Annotated in this window: 14 protein-coding genes and 1 pseudogene; 4 read left to right on the top strand and 11 right to left on the bottom strand. The window is 71.1% G+C overall.

The features are described 5' to 3' along the window. From J8M50_RS47655 to J8M50_RS47635, 5 genes are all read right to left on the bottom strand, one after another. Positions 1-708: a class I SAM-dependent methyltransferase gene (locus J8M50_RS47655; protein ID WP_010359560.1), complete on the bottom strand. Its 708-nt coding sequence runs from the start codon at positions 706-708 to the stop codon at positions 1-3. Further along, entirely contained in the window at positions 705-2,600 is a 1,896-nt protein-coding gene (locus J8M50_RS47650; protein ID WP_223786498.1) for an FAD/NAD(P)-binding protein, read from the bottom strand. The genes J8M50_RS47655 and J8M50_RS47650 overlap by 4 nt, the downstream gene beginning before the upstream one ends. A 385-nt stretch (positions 2,601-2,985) precedes the next feature. Next, on the bottom strand, positions 2,986-3,816 hold the full coding sequence (locus tag J8M50_RS47645; RefSeq protein ID WP_010359558.1) for an alpha/beta fold hydrolase: 831 nt from the start codon (positions 3,814-3,816) through the stop codon (positions 2,986-2,988). An 8-nt stretch (positions 3,817-3,824) separates the two neighbouring features. Continuing rightward, positions 3,825-4,376: a TetR/AcrR family transcriptional regulator gene (locus J8M50_RS47640; protein ID WP_010359556.1), complete on the bottom strand. Its 552-nt coding sequence runs from the start codon at positions 4,374-4,376 to the stop codon at positions 3,825-3,827. Beyond that, positions 4,373-4,813 (bottom strand): ester cyclase, encoded by a 441-nt coding sequence (locus tag J8M50_RS47635; RefSeq protein WP_086014081.1) that lies wholly within the window; start codon positions 4,811-4,813, stop codon positions 4,373-4,375. Before J8M50_RS47635 ends, J8M50_RS47640 begins: the two co-directional genes overlap by 4 nt. Positions 4,814-4,941: 128 nt before the next feature. On the opposite strand from J8M50_RS47635, the gene J8M50_RS47630 reads away from it, so the two are divergent. Beyond that, entirely contained in the window at positions 4,942-5,793 is an 852-nt protein-coding gene (locus J8M50_RS47630) for a MerR family transcriptional regulator (protein ID WP_010359553.1), read from the top strand. 284 nt (positions 5,794-6,077) lie between these two features. Here the strand turns inward: J8M50_RS47630 and J8M50_RS47625 are convergent, their stop codons facing one another. Together J8M50_RS47625 and J8M50_RS47620 are read right to left on the bottom strand one after the other, a co-directional pair. Continuing rightward, positions 6,078-8,036, bottom strand: a complete 1,959-nt coding sequence (locus J8M50_RS47625; protein WP_010359552.1) for a multicopper oxidase family protein — start codon at positions 8,034-8,036, stop codon at positions 6,078-6,080. Next, a complete protein-coding gene (locus J8M50_RS47620) occupies positions 8,033-8,470 on the bottom strand; it encodes a DUF6220 domain-containing protein (protein ID WP_010359551.1) in 438 nt (145 codons plus the stop codon). The genes J8M50_RS47625 and J8M50_RS47620 overlap by 4 nt, the downstream gene beginning before the upstream one ends. Positions 8,471-8,695: 225 nt before the next feature. On the opposite strand from J8M50_RS47620, the gene J8M50_RS47615 reads away from it, so the two are divergent. Then, the gene (locus tag J8M50_RS47615; RefSeq protein ID WP_010359550.1) at positions 8,696-9,388 is read left to right on the top strand and encodes a response regulator transcription factor; all 693 of its coding nucleotides are present in this window, start codon (positions 8,696-8,698) and stop codon (positions 9,386-9,388) included. Here J8M50_RS47615 and J8M50_RS49575 read toward each other — a convergent pair. After that, the gene (locus J8M50_RS49575) at positions 9,378-9,506 is read right to left on the bottom strand and encodes a hypothetical protein (RefSeq protein ID WP_256725175.1); all 129 of its coding nucleotides are present in this window, start codon (positions 9,504-9,506) and stop codon (positions 9,378-9,380) included. The two genes, J8M50_RS47615 and J8M50_RS49575, sit on opposite strands and share 11 nt — an antisense overlap. Positions 9,507-9,559: 53 nt before the next feature. On the opposite strand from J8M50_RS49575, the pseudogene J8M50_RS47610 reads away from it, so the two are divergent. Beyond that, positions 9,560-10,009: pseudogene (locus J8M50_RS47610) on the top strand (VOC family protein); the annotation flags it as partial. Between the two features lie 111 nt (positions 10,010-10,120). Here J8M50_RS47610 and J8M50_RS49950 read toward each other — a convergent pair. Next, entirely contained in the window at positions 10,121-10,357 is a 237-nt protein-coding gene (locus J8M50_RS49950; protein WP_233450180.1) for a DUF6223 family protein, read from the bottom strand. A gap of 215 nt (positions 10,358-10,572) precedes the next feature. Then, entirely contained in the window at positions 10,573-12,747 is a 2,175-nt protein-coding gene (locus J8M50_RS47600; protein WP_029184562.1) for an MMPL family transporter, read from the bottom strand. A 231-nt stretch (positions 12,748-12,978) separates the two neighbouring features. Here J8M50_RS47600 and J8M50_RS47595 point away from each other — a divergent pair, with 231 nt between their 5' ends. Continuing rightward, a complete protein-coding gene (locus J8M50_RS47595) occupies positions 12,979-14,172 on the top strand; it encodes a sensor histidine kinase (protein WP_010359547.1) in 1,194 nt (397 codons plus the stop codon). A gap of 266 nt (positions 14,173-14,438) precedes the next feature. On the opposite strand, the gene J8M50_RS47590 is transcribed toward J8M50_RS47595, so the two are convergent. Then, the gene (locus J8M50_RS47590) at positions 14,439-17,252 is read right to left on the bottom strand and encodes an AfsR/SARP family transcriptional regulator (RefSeq protein WP_029184561.1); all 2,814 of its coding nucleotides are present in this window, start codon (positions 17,250-17,252) and stop codon (positions 14,439-14,441) included. Between the last annotated feature and the right edge of the window lie 151 nt (positions 17,253-17,403).

Here is a 17,403-nt window from a genome sequence, read left to right as displayed (position 1 = left end):
TCATCCCCCGTTCTTGCGGATGGTGAAGGCGAGGCTCTCGTGCTCGTGGAAGTACGGCCGGTATCCGGCGTGCGGGGGTTCCATCCAGCGCAGCCGTTCGACGGCGGCGACCTCGTCGGTCAGTCCGCACCGCGTGAGGTAGGCGTCCAGGTCGGGGCGGTCGTAGAACTTGCAGTAGAAGTCGGCGTGGTCACGGTATTCCTTGGGGCCGATGGCCACCATGCCGGGGTCCGCCACCTGGCAGTCGGCCATGGTCCACATGTTCGCGACGACATGACCTCCCGGGCGGCAGATCCGGTACAGCTCCTGGAGCGCTTTCACCGGTTCGGTGAGGTGGCCCAGGAGGTCCCAGCAGAAGACGCCGTCGACGGAGGCGTCGGGCAGGGCGGTGGCGAAGACGTCGGTCTCCTGGAACAGGACGTTGTCGGCGCCGGCCTTCGCGGTGACCTTACGGGCGATGCGCATCGCGTTGTGCGAGGTGTCGCCGGCCAGCACGACCTTGGCGGCCTGGGCGAGGGGGGCGAGGTTGCGGCCGTCGCCGCAGGGGAGGTCGAGGACGATGAAGGCGGCGTGGTCGGCGAAGAGTTTGGCGGCGTTGACGACGTACGGGACCGGGGGGTCTCCCCAGAGGTTGGGGTGGCCGTCGAGGAGGTAGGCGTCGTTCCACTGTCCCTTGGCCAGCTCGTCGGAGGTGGTGTCGGTGGTCACGGGCGGGCCCTTTCGTTCGGGGTGGAGCGGGTGGGGCGGTCTGCTCGGCTTGGGCAGTCTCGGTAGGAGAACTGCTCGTCCTGGGTGAACTGGTCGTACATCTCCGTCACGCAGCGATGGGCGTCGACGAAGGCGCGTGAGTAACCGGGCGTGGGGATCAGGTGGTTGTAGAAGGTGGCGCCCTCGCACAGCGGGCCGATCAGCCACAGCCGCGGGTCGCCGGTGCCGTCCGGTCCGACCGGGTGGAGTGACGGGTCGACGTCGGCCGCTCCGACGCTGCCGCTGCCGGGCGCGTACGACGTGAGCAGTCGGCGCCGGCGCAGCGAGCGGACCAGCGGGCTCGCCGAGGTGGCCAGGTCCGGCCAGGGGGCGTTGCCCGCGCACAGCCAGTCCACGCGTTCCCGGTACGGGACCTCCAGCCGGGTCGACGACACCGTCCAGCCGGGACCCGGTTCCTCCGGGGCGATGCGGGGAGCCGCGCCGAAGGGGAAACGGACGATTCCGCTGTCGGCCAGGGCGAGGAGTTCGGCGTACCGCTCTTTCTGCGGGCCGACGACCGCGCGGTTCATCAGCGGCACGGTACGGCTCATGAAGGCGTCGAGCGAGGCCGAGGTCAGGCCACGGAAGTTGACGGCGTCGCGCAGAATGTCACGGACTTCTCGTACGGCTTCCGCCGCCGCTTTGACAGGGCTGCGGGAAAGGCCCTTCTCCGCCTCGGTGAGATCGTCACGAACCGTCCTGGTCAGCCATTCCTGATACTCATGGCTGTCGTGCGGTTCTCTGTTCTCCGACGGGTCCCACAGAGCGGTCGGATCGAAAGAGCCGTCGATCTCATCGAGCACCTCGGGGAGATTTCCCGAGCGGACTGCTTCAGCGAGGTACGCCGTCACCTTCTCCTCCGCTTCGGGCCCTTCCTCGCCCAAGGTCCGGCACCGGACGTAGGCGATCCGCATTTCGTTCAGCATCAGCGGCATGAGCTGCTCGTCGAAATCCAGTGGCCCGGCCGACCTCAGTGCTGCCACGGCCTCGCGGGTGAGGGCCATCGGCTGGAAGCGGCTCGTCATCTCTTCGCGCTTCGGCCGGACCCGGAAGGGAATTCCGGAACGGGAGTACAGCAGAATCCTGGGTTCCGCTCCGCCGGGCAGGTAACGGATTCCTCCGGATCGCCGGGAGAACCGCCCGCCGCGACCGAGGGTCAGTGCGGCGACCACGTCCATCGCGGAAAGCCCGAACCCTCCGACGGCGACCGAATCACCGGGTCCGATGGCCTCGACGCTCTCCGGCAGCGGATACGGATCGGTGACAGCACGCGCCTTCGTCCGCCGGTCGTTTCCGACGTGCCCGAGCGTGAGGAACACGTAGTCGCTGGTGAGCACCGTCCCGTCGGCCAGGGTGATCCGTACGCCGGTCTCCTCGCGCGACTCCACGTCGACGGCTTCGGAGCGGTGCACGTGTATGCGCATTCCCTCCGGCGCCCTGCGGCACGTCCACTCGAAGAACCACCGCAGGTATTCCCCGAGGATCCGCCGGGGCAGGAAATCCCCGGGGACGATGGCGCGCCCGCCCGTCCGGGTCACCGTGTGGCCGTCCTCGGCCAACCGCAGCCCGCGCGCCGTGACCCAGTCGAAGAGACCCGGTCCGCTCTCCGCCGTCCCGGCGCCCACGGATTCCGGGCCCGGGAACATGGATATCTCGCCGCAGAGCGTATTCAGCAGCAGATAGTCCGGTTGATCGGTGGCGTGTAATCCCTGACCTGATGACGTGGGGTCGACGATGTCAACTCTCACGGAAAAGGGGAAGGTGCTGTTCCGGGCCAATGAGATGACCCGCTCCAGAATGCTGCACCCTCGGGACCCCAGACCGATGATCCCCACTCTTAATTCGGAGCCCACCCGCAACCCCCGTAGGCAGCGTTTTCTTGAACGCGTCCCAGCCTAACCTCTGCCCCCACGGTCGCCACAACTCCGATTCGACAATGGCGCATTCCTTTTCCGATTCCGGGCGCTGTGGACTCCCGATCCGGCGGCGAAACGTCCCGAGCAGCGCCTATGCCGGTCACTCGCGCGCCAACACCGACGAGATCCGGCCACCCCGGAATCGGGAATGCGATTCACCTCTTCGCGCCGCCTGTAAAGATATCCGGCACCGATCGCCCTCCGTTTACCGGAGAACCGCCACCCTTTATCTGAGGTGATTCGCGGTTCACCGGTCCTGTATCAGGTTCCGCAACGGGGAGCTGTAGCCCTTGTCGCCCAGGACGTGTCCGGGCCGCGCGGGCTAATGGGCGTGGAGGTGGTCGATGATCAGGCCGGTGAGGGTCTCCGGGGCCTCTTCGGGGAGCCAGTGGCCTATGCCTTGCAGCGCGTGGAACGCGTAGGGGCCGTCCACCCACTTCTCTGTGGCGTGAGCCGCGCTGGGGCCGAGCGCGATGTCCTCGGCGCCCCAGACGTAGAGCGTGGGCACCTGGACCGGTCCGACGGCGCCATCGGGGCGGTCGGCGCGGTAGTAGTTGAGGGCCGCGTCGAGGGAGCCGGGCTCGGACAGGCGCCGTACGTACGCCTCGACATGGCTGTCGGGAACCTTGCCCTGGTAGAGGGAGCGCAGCACTGCGGCGTCGTCCGCCAGGAAGCGGTCCACCGTGCCGGGGTTCCGCCAGTCCTGCTGGTACTGCGAGCGGCGGCGCTGGTCGTCGTCGGTGCGGTGCGCTTCGGCCAGCGCGCTCGGGTGCGGCGTCGAGACGGCGGTGAGTGTGCGCAGTCGCTCGGCGTGCCCGGCGGCGGTCCACCAGGCGACGGCGCCACCCCAGTCGTGTCCGACGAGGTCGAAGCGGTTCCAGCCGAGCGCGTCCGCTGTCGCGAGGACGTCGCCGACCAGCTCGCTCACCCCGTAGGCATCGGCCTTCGTCGGGCGTACATCGGGTGAGTAGCCGCGGGTGTCGGGGGCGACCGCGCGGAAGCCCCGGTCGCCCAGCGCGGCGACCTGTCGTTCCCAGAGGACGGCCGTCTCGGGGAAGCCGTGCAGGAGCAGGACGGGGCGGCCGTCGGCAGGTCCGGCGGCGATCGCGTCGAAGGTGCCTGAAGCCGTGGGGATCTTCAGATTCTGTGTCATGTATGTCCTCATTCGGCGAGTGGTGCCGGGAGCCCGATGATCCAGGCGCACCACTCCGCGTCGGCACGCCGCTCGGGCAGATCGAGCACGGTGGAGACCGTCAGGACGAGCCCGGTGGCCAGGAAGGACCGCACCTGCATCGGGTCGGCGCCCGTCAGACGGGTGACGGTCTGCTGAAGGGCGAGTTGGCGCTCCCGCACCGACGCCTGGACCGCCGCGTCGCCTGCCGCGGCGTACGCCTGGAGCAGAACGGGGCCGACGGTGGGCCGGCTCTGGAGGAGATGCCGGTAGGCGTCACCGAGCGCGTCGAGTGCCGGGTCGGCGTTCTCGAACGTGGCCTGGACCCTGTCGTAGGCCGCGTGTACGACCTCAAGGAACAGGTCACGCTTCGAGCCGAACATCTGCACGATGCGCGGGTGCGAGATCCCGACGCGTGCGGCGATCGCCTCGAAGCCCGCCCCCGACAGTCCCTTCAGGGCGAACTCCGCGTCGGCTGCCTCCAGGATCTCGGCCCGCCGCACCGCCGCGGGCTTACGCGTCTGGCGGGTTCCGCCGGTCACTTCGTGGATTCCGCGTCGCTGATCTGGCTCAGTACGGAGTGGTAGTCGTACAGGCAGCGGTAGGCGTGGATCAGCCCGTCCTCACCCAGTTCGAGACGGTCGTCGCCGTGGAACTCCACGCGCCGGTCGGTGCCCGCGAGCGTCCCCGAGAAACGCCAGGCCACCAGGACGGCCCGCCGGGTCACCTCCCCGTACAGGCCCATGCGGGTGAAGGTGTAGTCGGGGAAGCCGCGGGACATGTGCGTCACGAACTCGCGGATGCTGTCGGGGCCGTACGACGTCTTCCCCAGCGCCGGTTCGTCGTACACCAGGTCTTGCGCGCACAGTGCCGCCGCGGCATCGCCGTCGTGGTCGTTCCACGCCTTCTCCCATCGGGCGCAGAACGCCTCGACGCCTTCGGTGTCTGTCGCGGCCACATCGGACAGGGTCGTATTCATACTTCTAACTTACAAGTTAGTAAGCACACTGGGCAAGCCTGGGCTTCGCTCGGGGAGCGGGAGTTGCATGTGCCGTAGCGGCATATGGTCCAGTTGGCGGCGAGCACGACACCGAAAGGTTCCCCCGTATGCCCTTTTCCGTGATTCCCCGCCGGGTCAAGATCGGCGATGCCGCCGCGTTCGCCGGGACCACGCCCCGCGCCATCCGCCACTACCACGCCATCGGGCTCCTCCCCGAACCGGAACGCGGCAGCGACGACCGCCGCCGCTACGGGTACGACGACATGGTCCGCCTGCTGTGGATCCGCAAGATGGCCGACGCGGGTGTCTCCCTGGACGACATCCGGGCCGGCTTCCAGGGCACCACCGGCGGCATCGAGCAGTCCCTGTCCCGGCTGGAGGAGTCCCTCGCCGCCAAGGCAGCCGCCATCGAGGCCCAGCGGGCCGCCGTACACCGCCTCCGTGAGGCCGGCAGCCCCCTGGGCCTGCTCTCACCGCTGGTCAGCGGCCGTCTGCACGACCTGCCGCCCCAGGCCCTCCGCCCGGCCGACCTCGACACCCTCCTCGTCACGGAGCGCATCTTCGGCCCTCTGGGCGCCGCCGCCCAGGCCGACCGGTTCACCACGCTGGCCACCCACCCCGACCTGCGCGCCGAGGAGGACCGCCTGACCGAGGCCGCAGCAGCCCTCGACGACACCGTCTCCCCCGACGACCCCCGCATCGAAGACCTCGCCGCCCAGCGGTGCGCCCATGAGACCGCCCTGGCAGCCGCCATCGCCGGATCCGGCCTGGACGAGACCCTCGACGCCCTCTTCGACCAGGAGGACGACCACACCGGCGAGAGGGAGATGAGCGCGATGGAGGCCATCGGCAAGATGCCGTACGACTTCTCCCCGGCCCGTATCCGCTACGAGGAACGTGTCATCGAGTTGCTCTACTCGGCCGATCAGGACGACGGCGAGACCCCACGGACCTGCTGACGGACGTCGGTACACGGGGCGAAGGCGGAAGCGCATGCCGAGGACACCGCCCGCTCCGGCTCACGGGCCAGGACGCCGTCGGGATCGCCGACATCGGCCTCGATCCGCAGCCCCGCCAGGTTCCGTCCGCCGACCAGCGGCGATGCCGTTCGGTCAGCACATGTCCCGGAGCACGACACCGTCCCGGGTACGGGGCGGCGCGGGCCCGTCGAGGTCAGCCGCGACCCCGGCTCCGGCGAGGTGCGCGACCTGCTCGTCTCGCTGCTGAGGGACGCCGGTTCGGGTCAGTGGCCGGTGTGCGTGTCCCCGAAGGGTGTAGTGACCCCGTCGTAGGCGACGTGCAGCATCATTCCCTGCTCGGCGTGGGGAAGGTTGTGGCAGTGGTTCATCCACATCCCGGGGTTGTCGGCCTCGAACGCCACGTCCCAGACCTCGCCCGGCCGCACGTCGAACGTGTCCATCCACAGAGGGCTGCCGGAGGGGGGCCTGCCGTCCCTGGACAGGATCAGCACGGGGTGGCCGTGCAGATGCCAGGGGTGGGTCTCCAGGCTCCGGTTGACGACCTTGAACCGGACGACCTCACCCTCGGCGACCAGCAGGTCCGGGATCGACGGGTACCCCAGTCCGTTGACCGTCTGCGCGTAGGCCGGCCCGCCGTCGACCACGGCGAGCGAGCGGTCCAGGACGAGGGTGAAGTTGCGGTCGGCGGCGTCCGGGTCGAAGGAGGCGCGGGCCGGCGTTCCGTACCGCAGGAGATCCAGCTCCGGCCAGTCGGAGGTGTCCTCGGTGCGCGGCTCGTCCCCGGCGCCGTCGTCCGGGCGCAGCAGCACCCCGGTGTCGCCGCCGTCGGCGAGAACCAGCGCGACGGCCGTGTCGGGCATGGCGAACACCAGGTCGTAGCGCCCGCCGGCGGGCAGCCGCAGGCTCACGTCACGGACCTGCTCGGGCCGGTTGAGGTCCCGGCCGTCGACGGCGGCGACGCGGAACCGTGTCCCGGCCAGCGCGAAGCGGTGCGGATCCGAATCGGTGTTGATCAGCCTCAGCCGTACCGTCGTACCGGGCGCCGCGGTGTGGGTGGTGCGCCCGTCCCGGTCCCCCAGGACCACGGTGCCGGCGAAGGTGTGCGCGGGCAGCGTGAGGTCGAGTTCACCCGTCGGCCGTCCGTCTCGTGGGGTCACGACGAGCGTCCCGTACAGTCCCTTGCGTACGGCGGGGTCCGAGGCCTCGTGGGTGTGGTACCAGTACGTACCCACCTGGTCGGCGCGGAACCGGTAGGCGAACTCCTCACCGGGCGCCACCGGACGCTGGGTCAGGTCGGGCACACCGTCCTCGCCGCACGGCACGTCGTAACCGTGCCAGTGCAGCGTGACCCCGTCCTCGATGTCGCTGTTGCGCAGCGTCACCTCGATCAGATCGCCCTCGGTCGCGGTGATCGCCGGGCCCGGTAGCCGGCCGTCGTACGTCCACGCGTCGATCTTTCTGCCGGACGCCAGTCGTACCGTGGCCGTCTTCGCGGTGAGCACGTACCGGCGCCGGGTACCGCCGGGGGCCGGACCGGCGGGGCCGCGCAGACCGGCCACCGACCGTGCCCGGTGGGAGCCGGGCGGGTGGGCGGCGCCGCCTCCGGTGACGACGGGGTCGGGGGATCGCAGCAGCAGGCCGGCGCCGGTGCCCCCCATGCCTACGACACCGGCTCCGGCGGCGATGCCGGCGAACCGGCGGCGGGGCAAGGCGGTACGGCGGTCCGTCGTCCCGCGCACGCCTTCGCCGTCTGCTTCTCGCGCCAGGACCCGGGCGGTCAGGACGGCGGCGGCCGACACCAGGGAGACCGTGATCAGCGCTGTCGACCAGGTGAGGGGGTATCCGGCGAGGAAGGTCACCAGGAGGCCGGCCAGCGCGGCGTAGGCGGCGGTGAGCAGTGAGACGGTGCACCTCGCCGGCAGGTGCTCGCCGGTCTTTCCCGCCGCCCGCAGCCGGGGCCCCGCGATGATCACCGCGGCCAGCCCGGCGACGCCGAGCAGCGGGAGCCCCAGCAGCACCTTCTCGGCCACGAACCACCAGCCGCGGCCGGCCAGGACAGACACGGTGGCGACCCGGGCGAGCGTGACCGAGGCAGCCGCGCCGAGCAGGACGAGTCCGAACGTGTGACGCCGCAGGGCCGCCGCGACGCCGGCCCCGAACCACGACACGACGCCCAGCAGGGCGACGGCGTGGTCCAGGAGGATCAGCCGCGCCGTGGTCACCGGGTCGGCCCCGGGGTGGGTCCGGCGGCCGGCGCGGGGGTGGTCGGCAGTTCTCGCGCCAGGCGCAGGATCCTGACGGCGACGGCCATCATGACCAGCGCGTTGACGGCGTGCAGGCCGAAGACGAGCTGTCCCGCGGTCGAGGAGTCGTCCGTGTCGCTGAACGCCTTGGCGATGGCCGCGATCACCGGCTGGGCGATCCCCAGCCCGACGAGGAGACCGGTCATGCCGACGAGCCGGCCGGGCACCCGGGCCGACGCGGCGATCAGCGTCGTCACGGCCGACAGGAGGACGATCAGGTAGCCCAGCATCCGGTGCGGCCGGAACGCCTCGTCGACCGACGCGGTGTCGAACGCTCCGCTGCCGGCCAGGAAGAACTGCACCACGATCGCGAACATGATCACTGCCGCCAGTCCGGCGATGGCTTTACGCATCGAAGAGCGTCCTTCGGGTCGATGGGGTCGGGGATGTGCTCAGGTCCGTCAGCGGGTGCACGAGGGAATCGTCGCGTCGGCGCACCGCGCCGTCCTCCGACGGCGGACGGCTCCCCGTACGCAGTTCTGCGTACGGGGCCGGTGTGAGAACGCGCTCTGCGTCGTAGGTGATCGGGAAGGGACGAGCGGTCGGCGTCACCTGCCCCGGCAGTAGGATCCTGAGCCATGAACGCGGCAGACACCTCCCCGCTCGTCAGCTCACCGATCAAGGTTCTGCTCGCCGATGACGAGCGGCTCGTGCGCTCCGGGTTCAGGGTCCTGATCGACGTCGAGGACGACATCGAGGTGGTCGGGGAGGCCACCGACGGTGCCGAGGCCGTCGAACGGACCCGGGCGACCCGCCCCGACGTCGTCCTCATGGACATCCGGATGCCGAAGCTCGACGGGATCCAGGCGACCGGCGAGATTGTCAGGACCCCGGGGCTCCAGCGGGTCCGGGTGCTGATCCTCACCACCTACGAAACCGACGCGTACGTCTTCGAGGCACTACAGGCCGGCGCGAGCGGCTTCATGCTCAAGGACGCGGGACCGGCCGAACTCCTCCATGCCATCCGGGTCGTCGCCGCCGGGGACGCGCTGCTCGCCCCGCGCATCACCCGGCGCCTGATCGCCCAGTACACCGCGCAACGGGTCACCACGCGGGCTGGCGAGAAACGACTGGCCGTCCTGACCCAGCGTGAACGTGAAGTGCTGGCTCTCGTAGGACAGGGCCTGAGCAACGACGAGATCGGCGCCGAGCTGTGTCTGAGCCCGGCCACCGCGCGCACCCACGTCAGCCACGCCATGGTGAAACTGGGGGCACGGGACCGCGCGCAACTGGTCGTCATCGCCTATCGGACGGGGCTCGTCACCCCGTAGCGGCATCGGTGTGGAGTCCGGGCTCGATCTCGAAGAGCTTGAAGTCGAGGTCGGGGAACACGGCGGTGGTGGGATCGCCCGGCACTCCGTTGGAGAAGACGACCGTGAACAGGGGCACCGCCATCCCTCTCGGGCCGGCCCGCCCTGCGGACAACGGCGGAGACGCGGCCTATGCTCCGACCGTCAACGGCCACACGGCGAAGCGCCCTTCCGGCCGCACCGCGCACTCGGCCGACCGCCCGCCGCAAGGAGAGATCCTTTATGACCGGGAACGAGAGCGAGGGCGCCCTGGCGAGCGTCCGCTACATCGTCGACGACGTCCGGGCCGCGATCGACTTCTACACCACGCACCTCGGCTTCACCGTGCTCACCGCGCATCCGCCCGCCTTCGCGGATGTCGTACGGAGGCCGCTGCGGCTGCTGCTCTCCGGCCCGCCCAGTTCGGGAGCGCGCGCCACGCCCGCGGACCTCTCCGGCAGCGGGCGCAACCGTATCCACCTCGTCGTCGACGATCTTGAGGCCGAGCGGGACCGGCTACAGAAGGCGGACGTGGTGCTGCGCAGCGACATCGTGTCGGGGCCCGGCGGGCGCCAGTTGCTGCTGGCCGACCCCGCGGGCAACCTCGTCGAGCTGTTCACTCCGGCCGCTGAGCCCCGGCCGGGCGGACGCGCCGCCCGCCGCCACCTGCGCGACGGTCGGCGACAAGGAGGTCGAGCCGTACGCCCGGCCCGGTCAGGCGGTGCGGCGCGACCGGGCCGCCGCCAGGCCGCCGACGGCCATGGCGATCAGCGCGAGCACGACTGCGACGACGCCCCCGCCCTGCCCGTTGCCGGTGCCGACGTCCGCGTCGGAACCGGCCAGCGCGACAGCGGCGACGACGGCGCCGGCCAGTCCGAGCGCCATGGCGGTGAAGGCCCTGCCGGGTCCCTGCGCGCGGTGGGCGCGAGCGGCGGAGCGCAGCGCCCACACGCCGACGACCAGACCGGCCAGTGCGAGCAGCAGGGCCCGGCCCGGCCGGAGCCGTCGCCGTTCTCGGCGAGCTGGACCTGTGCGGCTGCGGGTACGGCGGTGAGCAGGTGGTGGACGGACATGAGGGTCCTTTCGAAGGCTTGGTACGCAGGTGAGAAGGCGCAAGGGGACGGCCTGGATCCGCCGTGACGGTGGATCCAGGCCGCGCAGGAGGGTCAGACCTTGACCCCTCCCCCGATCTCGGCCGGGGGCGCCGGGACCGTCTTGGACGCCCAGCGTCCGGGCATCCACCAGTTGGCCTTGCCGAACAGCTCCATCACCGCGGGCATCAGGACCATCCGCACGACGGTGGCGTCGATGAGCACGGCGATGGACATGCCCACGGCCCCTTGCTTGACCGCGACGTCGGGCCCGAGCACGGAGGTCATGAAGACGGCGATCATGATGGCGGCCGCGGCCGTGATGACCCGGGCGGTGCGGGCCAGTCCGCGGGCGACGGACAGCCTGGTGTCGCCGGTGCGCTCGTACTCCTCACGGATCCGCGAGATCAGGAACACCTGGTAGTCCATGGACAGGCCGAACAGGACCGGGAACATCGTCATCGGCACCCAGCTCGTGACCGGCATCTCGGTGGGGAAACCGAAGACCCGGCCGAGCCATCCCCACTGCACGATCGCGACCACCACACCGAAGGCGGCGCCGATCGAGAGCGCGTTCATCACCGCGGCCTGCAGGGCGATGGTGACCGACCTGACCAGCGCGAGCATGAGCAGCATGGACAGCGCGATGACGACCCCGATCATCAGCGGCAGGCGTGCGGCGGAGTCCTCGGAGACGTCGATGGTGGTGGCGTTCGGTCCGCCGATGAGGACCGTCTTGCCGCCGGGCGTCTCGGGGAGCACGTCGTCGCGGAGCTTGTGCACCAGGTCGGCGGTCGCCTCGTCCTGGTATCCGGTCGTGGGGAAGGCCGTGAAGGTGGCGGCCCGCCCGTCCTTGCTGACCTGGGGCGGCGTGGTCTGGGCGATGCCCTCGGTGCGGCCGACCGCCGCGACCACGGGGCCCAGGTCGGTGGTCGCGGAGCCGACCTCGGTGGCGAAGATCAGGGGCGCTCCGAAGCCCGGTCCGAAGCCCTCGGAGAGGATCTTGTACGAGTGGTAGCTGCTCCGGTCGCGGGGCTGGACGCTGGCGTCGGGCTGGCTCAGCCGCATGTCCAGCATGGGGGCGGCCAGCACCAGCAGGAACCCGCCGGCGAGGAGCGCGGCGATCAGCGGCCTGCGCTGCACCACACCGGCCCAGCGCTCGGCGCGGGTGCGGTGCGGGGGGCGGGTGCCGTCGGCCTGGCTTCGGCGGGACGCGCGCCGGGGCAGGCGCAGGGAGTCGATCTTGTGGCCGGTGAACCCCAGGAACGCCGGCAGCAGGGTCACCGCGGCGATCATCGTCACCAGCACCGCGATGGAGGTGGCGACGGCCACCCCGGTCATCAGCCGCTGTCCCATGACGATCAGGCCCAGCAACGCGATCACGACGGTCAGTCCGGCGAACAGCACCGCGCGGCCGGCGGTGGCGATGGCCGTGACGGTCGCGGTCTCGGGGGTGTCGCCGTCGTGCAGGCTGTCCTTGTAGCGGGTCACGATGAACAGGGCGTAGTCGATGCCCACGCCGAGCCCGATCAGCACGCCGAAGATCATGGTGAAATCCGGCGCGGGGGCCACGTGGCCCACCAGCTTGATCAGCGCGAGGCCAGCGGCGAGTGCCAGCAGGGCGGTGATGAGCGGCAGGCCCATCGCCACCAGCGACCCGAAGGCGATGAACAGGATCACCGCAGCCGCCACGATGCCCACGCTCTCGGCGGGACCCTGCGCGGGAGTCTCGGCCTTCTCGGCCATGTACCCGCCGAGCCCGAGGGCGACGCCGTCGCCGGAGGCCTTCTTGACCACGTCCACCAAGGGCTTGACGTCGCTCTTGTCCACGTCCTTGTCGGTCAGCGGGATGGTCATACGGGCGATATGACGGTCCTTCGTCACCAGCTTCGCGTCCTGGTAGGGCGAGACGACCGGGCCGGTGACGGGCGAGTCGGAGATGTCGCTGACGACCTTCTCGATCGTCCGCCGGGCGGCGGGGTCGTCGATCCCCTTGTCCGCCTTGATCGCGAGGGTCAGCGTGTCCCCCGACCGTTCGGGAAAGTGCTTCTGGATCAGCTCCTGCGCCTTGGCCGACCCGGAGTCTCCGCCGGAGAAGTCGTCGTCGGGGGCGGCGCCGAAGGTGAACCCGACGAATGCCACGACGATCACGCCGACGATCCAGGTCAGGAGGACCAGGCGGCGACGGCGGTAACAGAAGCGACCCAGCCTCGCCAGAGCTCCATCTGTCCGTGGAGTCTCGGTAGTCATCACTGCTCCTCAGTAGTCGAGCCTTGTGGCACGGCTCGCTTCTCGATACGGGGAGATCGACCGGTCACATCGGCGATCGTTCCGCACACGGGGCGGCGACGGCCTCTGACGACGGACGGTCGTCCCTACGCAATCGGGCGTAGGCCGCCGCGCCGCGATGCGCCTGTCGACGTAGCGGAGCGCGCCTTCGGGCGGAGCCTCCCGCGGGGGCCCGAACAGTAGGATCACGGTATGAATCTCCGCCCCGGGCCGTTCCCGCTGCGGGTGCTGACCCAAGACGTGCTGCTCGCGCTCTTCGTCACCGCCATGCAGGTGCAGGGAACGGTCGCCCTCGCCGCCGCCAGGGGGACGGAACAGCGGTGGCTCGGCGACGTCGGATACCTCGGGTACGCGCTGCTGGTGGTGGGTGGCCTGGTCGTGGCCGTCCGCCGTCTGTGGCCCGTCGCGGCGTTCACCGTCGCCGCGGTCGCCAGCCTGGTGTACTACGCCCTCGACTTCCCGGACGGGTACGGCTGGCTCGGCCTCATGATCACCCTGTACACCGTCGCCGCCTACGGTGACGGGCGGCGGTCCTTGAGGGTCGCCGGCGTGGGCGCCGTGGTCCTGGCCGCCGGGTGGCTGTCCGCGTCCGCCGACGTGGAGCCGCGCGAGGCCATCGGCTGGGTGTTCTTCCGGATCGGGGTGACGGCCATGAGCACGACTCTCGGCGAGTCCGTCCGGTCCCGGCGGGTCATCGCCGCCGACGCCCAAGAGCGTGCGGAACTGGCCGAGCGGACCCGTGAGGAGGAGGCACGCGCCCGGGTCGATGCCGAGCGCCTGCGGATCGCGCGCGAGGTCCACGACACCGTCGCTCACGCCATAGCGATCATCAACGTGCAGTCCGGGGTCACCGCGCACGTGCTCGACAAGCGCCCGGAGCAAGCGCGCGAAGCGCTGCAGACCATCGAGCAGACGAGTTCCCGGACGCTCCAGGAGATGCGGGCCATCCTCGGCGTCCTGCGGGGCGACGACGACCGACCCGTGCCGCACGCGAGCCTGGAGCAGATCGACGACCTCACCGCCGAGGCACGCGCCGCCGGACTGGACGTCACGCTCAGCGTGGACCCGCCCTCGGCGCGGTTGCCGAGCGCGGTGGACAGCGCCGCCTACCGGATTCTCCAGGAGTCGATCACCAACATCATCCGGCACACCGGCCCGACCCGGGTGACGGTCGCGGTGAACACCGGGATCGACCATCTGGAGATCCGCGTCACCGACCAGGGCCGCGCCGGCACCAACGGCACGGTCCGGGGGGACAAGCCCGGCCGCGGGATCCTGGGCATGCGTGAACGCTGTCAGCTGCTCAGCGGGGACTTCAACGCCGAGCCGACCCCGGGCGGAGGGTTCGAGGTCACGGCACGGCTGCCCCTCGCACCGACCGCGTGACCGTTCCCCGGAGCCGGCTACCAGCACGAGTAGTGGCCGGGTGGAAGCAGGCCGAGGAAATGCCGTGGTCGGGGCCGTCCATCCGTACCTCAGCCCGGTGTCGCGTGCGAACTTCACGGGCAGCAGCCCCGTGAACAGGATCTCAACATCCTGATGGAGGTGCCGTGGTTCGACGCCGGCCGACGAGGTCCTGAAGGCGTCGGCGAACCTGGCCCCCGACCTGTGGATCGCCGTGCGGGCTCTCCTGCGCAGGTTCGAGAAGCACCTCAGGACGGCCGAGATGTTCCGCAGGGCCCGTCGAGCTGGCGCTGGACGCGTTCGGCGGGTGCGAGGCGGTGCTGGTGCCGGTACATCCCGGCCGCCTCTTCCCAGGTGGTGCGCGCCCGGTCGGGCCGGCCGAGCGCGTGGTGGGCGTGGCCCAGGCGGTCGAGCGTGTCGGCGGCCCAGTAGTCCCCGCCGAGGGCGCGGTACCGGGCCGCGGCGAGCTGGTAGTGGTGCACCGCTTCGAGGTGGCGGCCGGTGTGGTGGGCGATGTAGCCGAGGCTGTCCAGAACGTCGGCTTCCAGGGAGTCGTGCCGGATGCGGCGGGAGAGTTCCAGTGCCGCTTCGCAGTGCTCGCGCGCCTGGTCGAAGCGTCCGAGCCGGGCGCTGTACCAGCCCACCGAGTTGAGCGCGGTGGCTTTCGTCACCGGCTGGTCCACCTGCTGGTGCAGGCGCAGGGCGCGGGTGGCGTGGTCCAGCGCCCCGGGGAGGTGGTCCTGTTGCCCGTACGCCTGCGCGAGCGAGATGTGGATGCGGGCCTGAGTCGCGTGATCGCCGGACCGCTCGGCCAGGCTCAGCGCGTGCATCAGGTGTTTCGTGGCTTCGTCGTGCGCTCCGACATGGGCCGCCGCGTGCCCGAGCTGCCGGTGGACCATCACGTGGACATCGAGCGGGTCGTCGTGGTCGAGGGCCGCGAGGGCGGCGGTGCACATCGCCATTCTGTCGCGGACGTGCCCGAGCAGGCTGTGGAAGTGGTCCAGGCTCCAGACGAACTGCCACACGAGGTGCCGCCAGCCCCGGTCGGCCGCCAGGCTCTGGGCGGCGAGCAGGTTGGGCAGTTCACGGGCGAGCCACTGCACGGCCTCGGCCTGGGTGGTCGGTCGCTGCGGCCGGCAGCCGGGTACGGGGTCGCCGAGTCGATGAGGCGTCTCGTGCACCTCCATCACCGGGCGGGTCGCGCAGGTGGTGTGCAGGTAGAACTCGGCCAGCCGCCGTAGCGCCGTGTCCTGGTCGCCGGGCGGGAGGTCCTGGCGGCCCCGGTCGGCGGCGTACAGGCGTACGAGGTCGTTCATGCGCCAGCGGTCGGGGGCGTACTCCTCGACGAGGTGCAGGTTCTCCAGGCCGCGCAGGGCCGTGCGGGCCGCCGGTCCGGGGAGGTCGGCGAGGGACGTGAGCGCGGACAGGCCGATGTCGGGGCCGGGCGCCAGTCCCAGCAACGCGAACAGCCGCGCCTGTTCGGGTGCCAGGGCGTTGTACGACCAGGACAGCACCTGCGGCAGGCTCGCCGCGGGCATGTCGCCGTCGAGGGCGTCCAGCCTGGTCGTGGACTCCCGCAGCTCCGCGGCGAGTCGGGCCAGGGGAAGCCGCGGTGTGCACGCCGCGCGGCCGACGATGACGCCCAGCGCGAGGGGATATCCGCCGCAGTGGGCCAGCAGTTCGTCGACGGCGTCCGGTTCGGCGGCGGTGCGCTCGGCGCCCAGCCGTGTGTCCAGGACGCGGCGCGCGTCGTCGGGACTCAACGCGTCGAGCCCGAGGGGCCGGGCACCGTGCCGGACGACCGGTTCGGTCAGCTTGCGGCGGCTGGTGATCAGCACCGCGCAGTCCGGGTTGCCGGGCAGCAGGGGGACGACCTGGTCCGGGCTGCCCGCGTTGTCCAGGACCACCAGCATCCGTTTGTCCGCCAGCAGGCTCCGGTACAGGGTGGTCTGGCCGTGCGGCGTGGACGGTACGGCGCCCGGGGCGACGCCCAGCGCTTCCAGGAAGCCCCGCAGGGCCGTGGCCGGTTCCATGGGCGGCATCGACGGGTTGAAGCCCAGCAGGTCGACGAAGAGCTGACCGTCGGGGAAGTGCCCGGTGTGGCGGTGCGCCCAGTGCAGCGCCAGCCAGGTCTTGCCGACGCCGCCCGCTCCGGCGATCGCCGAGATGACCACCGTGACCGGCCGCTCCGGGTCGGCGGCCAGGATGTCGTCCAGGCGGGCCAGTTCTTCCGCCCGGCCGGTGAACCCCCTTGCCTCCAGGGGCAGTTGTGCCGGGAGGGCCTGCGTGGGCCGCTCCTCTGCGCGAGCCGCGGGCTGGGCGGGCTCGCCGCGCAGGATCGCCTGATGCACCTGCTGCGCCTCGGCACCCGGATCCGCCCCCAGTTCCTCGGCCAGCCGCTTCCGCAGTCCAGCGTAGGCGGCCAGTGCCTCGGGGCTTCGGCCGGCGGCGTGCAGTGCCCTCATGAGCGCCACGGCGAACGGCTCGACGAGCGGGTGCTCGGCGAGCAGACCCGTCATCGCGCCGATCACCTCCGTGTACTGGCCCAGGGCCAGCTCGGCATCGGTCCGCGCCATCACCGCCTCGATGCGGTGCTGCCGCCAGCTGTGCCGGACGCGCTGCGCCCACTCGCCGGGCAGCCCCGCCAGCGGCTCACCGCGCCACAGGCCCAGCGCCTCGCACAGCAGCACGATCCGCTCGGCATCCGCGCGGTCGGCGCGGCGGGCCTGTTCGGCCAGGTGCCGGAAGCGGTGCACGTCGACCCGGTCGAGCGGTACGTCGAGCAGATAGCCCCCGGTACCGCGCCGCAGCCGCGCGGCATCGCTGTCCGTGCCCGCCAGCAGCCGGCGGATCCGGGCGATGTAGGCGTACAGCGAGGGGCGCACCTGTGCGGGCGGGTCCTGCCCCCAGACCCGGTCGATCAGGGTCTCCACCGGCACCCAGCGGCCCGCGTCCACCAGCAGCGCCGCCAGGACCGTGCGCTGTTTGGCCGGCCCCAGGTCCACGGCCGTGCCGTCCGCGCGCCGTAACTCGACCGTCCCCAGCAGCAGAAAGTCCGCCATGTCCACCCCGAGTCACCTCTGCGCACCGCCCGCGTCCGCGCTGACCAGTAAAGCAAGGTTCTTACAAGGTGCCCGCCCACATTCACGCCACACCGTGGGGAGTGCGGTCCACAAGGACACCGCTGAGACCTCGATCGTGAGGAAAACACCC

This window comes from Streptomyces acidiscabies (genome assembly GCF_020010905.1).
Classification (GTDB): Bacteria; Actinomycetota; Actinomycetes; order Streptomycetales; family Streptomycetaceae; genus Streptomyces; species Streptomyces acidiscabies.
This window is presented reverse-complemented; position numbering and strand designations above follow the sequence as displayed.

What these genes read in the sequence shown, in the direction of transcription:
- J8M50_RS47635 (WP_086014081.1), bottom strand. Translation starts at nt 4,813, where the DNA reads ATGAATACGACCCTGTCCGATGTGGCCGCGACAGACACCGAAGGCGTC.
- J8M50_RS47595 (WP_010359547.1), top strand. Translation starts at nt 12,979, where the DNA reads ATGAATCTCCGCCCCGGGCCGTTCCCGCTGCGGGTGCTGACCCAAGAC.
- J8M50_RS47600 (WP_029184562.1), bottom strand. Translation starts at nt 12,747, where the DNA reads ATGACTACCGAGACTCCACGGACAGATGGAGCTCTGGCGAGGCTGGGT.
- J8M50_RS47645 (WP_010359558.1), bottom strand. Translation starts at nt 3,816, where the DNA reads ATGACACAGAATCTGAAGATCCCCACGGCTTCAGGCACCTTCGACGCG.
- J8M50_RS47630 (WP_010359553.1), top strand. Translation starts at nt 4,942, where the DNA reads ATGCCCTTTTCCGTGATTCCCCGCCGGGTCAAGATCGGCGATGCCGCC.
- J8M50_RS47620 (WP_010359551.1), bottom strand. Translation starts at nt 8,470, where the DNA reads ATGCGTAAAGCCATCGCCGGACTGGCGGCAGTGATCATGTTCGCGATC.
- J8M50_RS47615 (WP_010359550.1), top strand. Translation starts at nt 8,696, where the DNA reads ATGAACGCGGCAGACACCTCCCCGCTCGTCAGCTCACCGATCAAGGTT.
- J8M50_RS47590 (WP_029184561.1), bottom strand. Translation starts at nt 17,252, where the DNA reads ATGGCGGACTTTCTGCTGCTGGGGACGGTCGAGTTACGGCGCGCGGAC.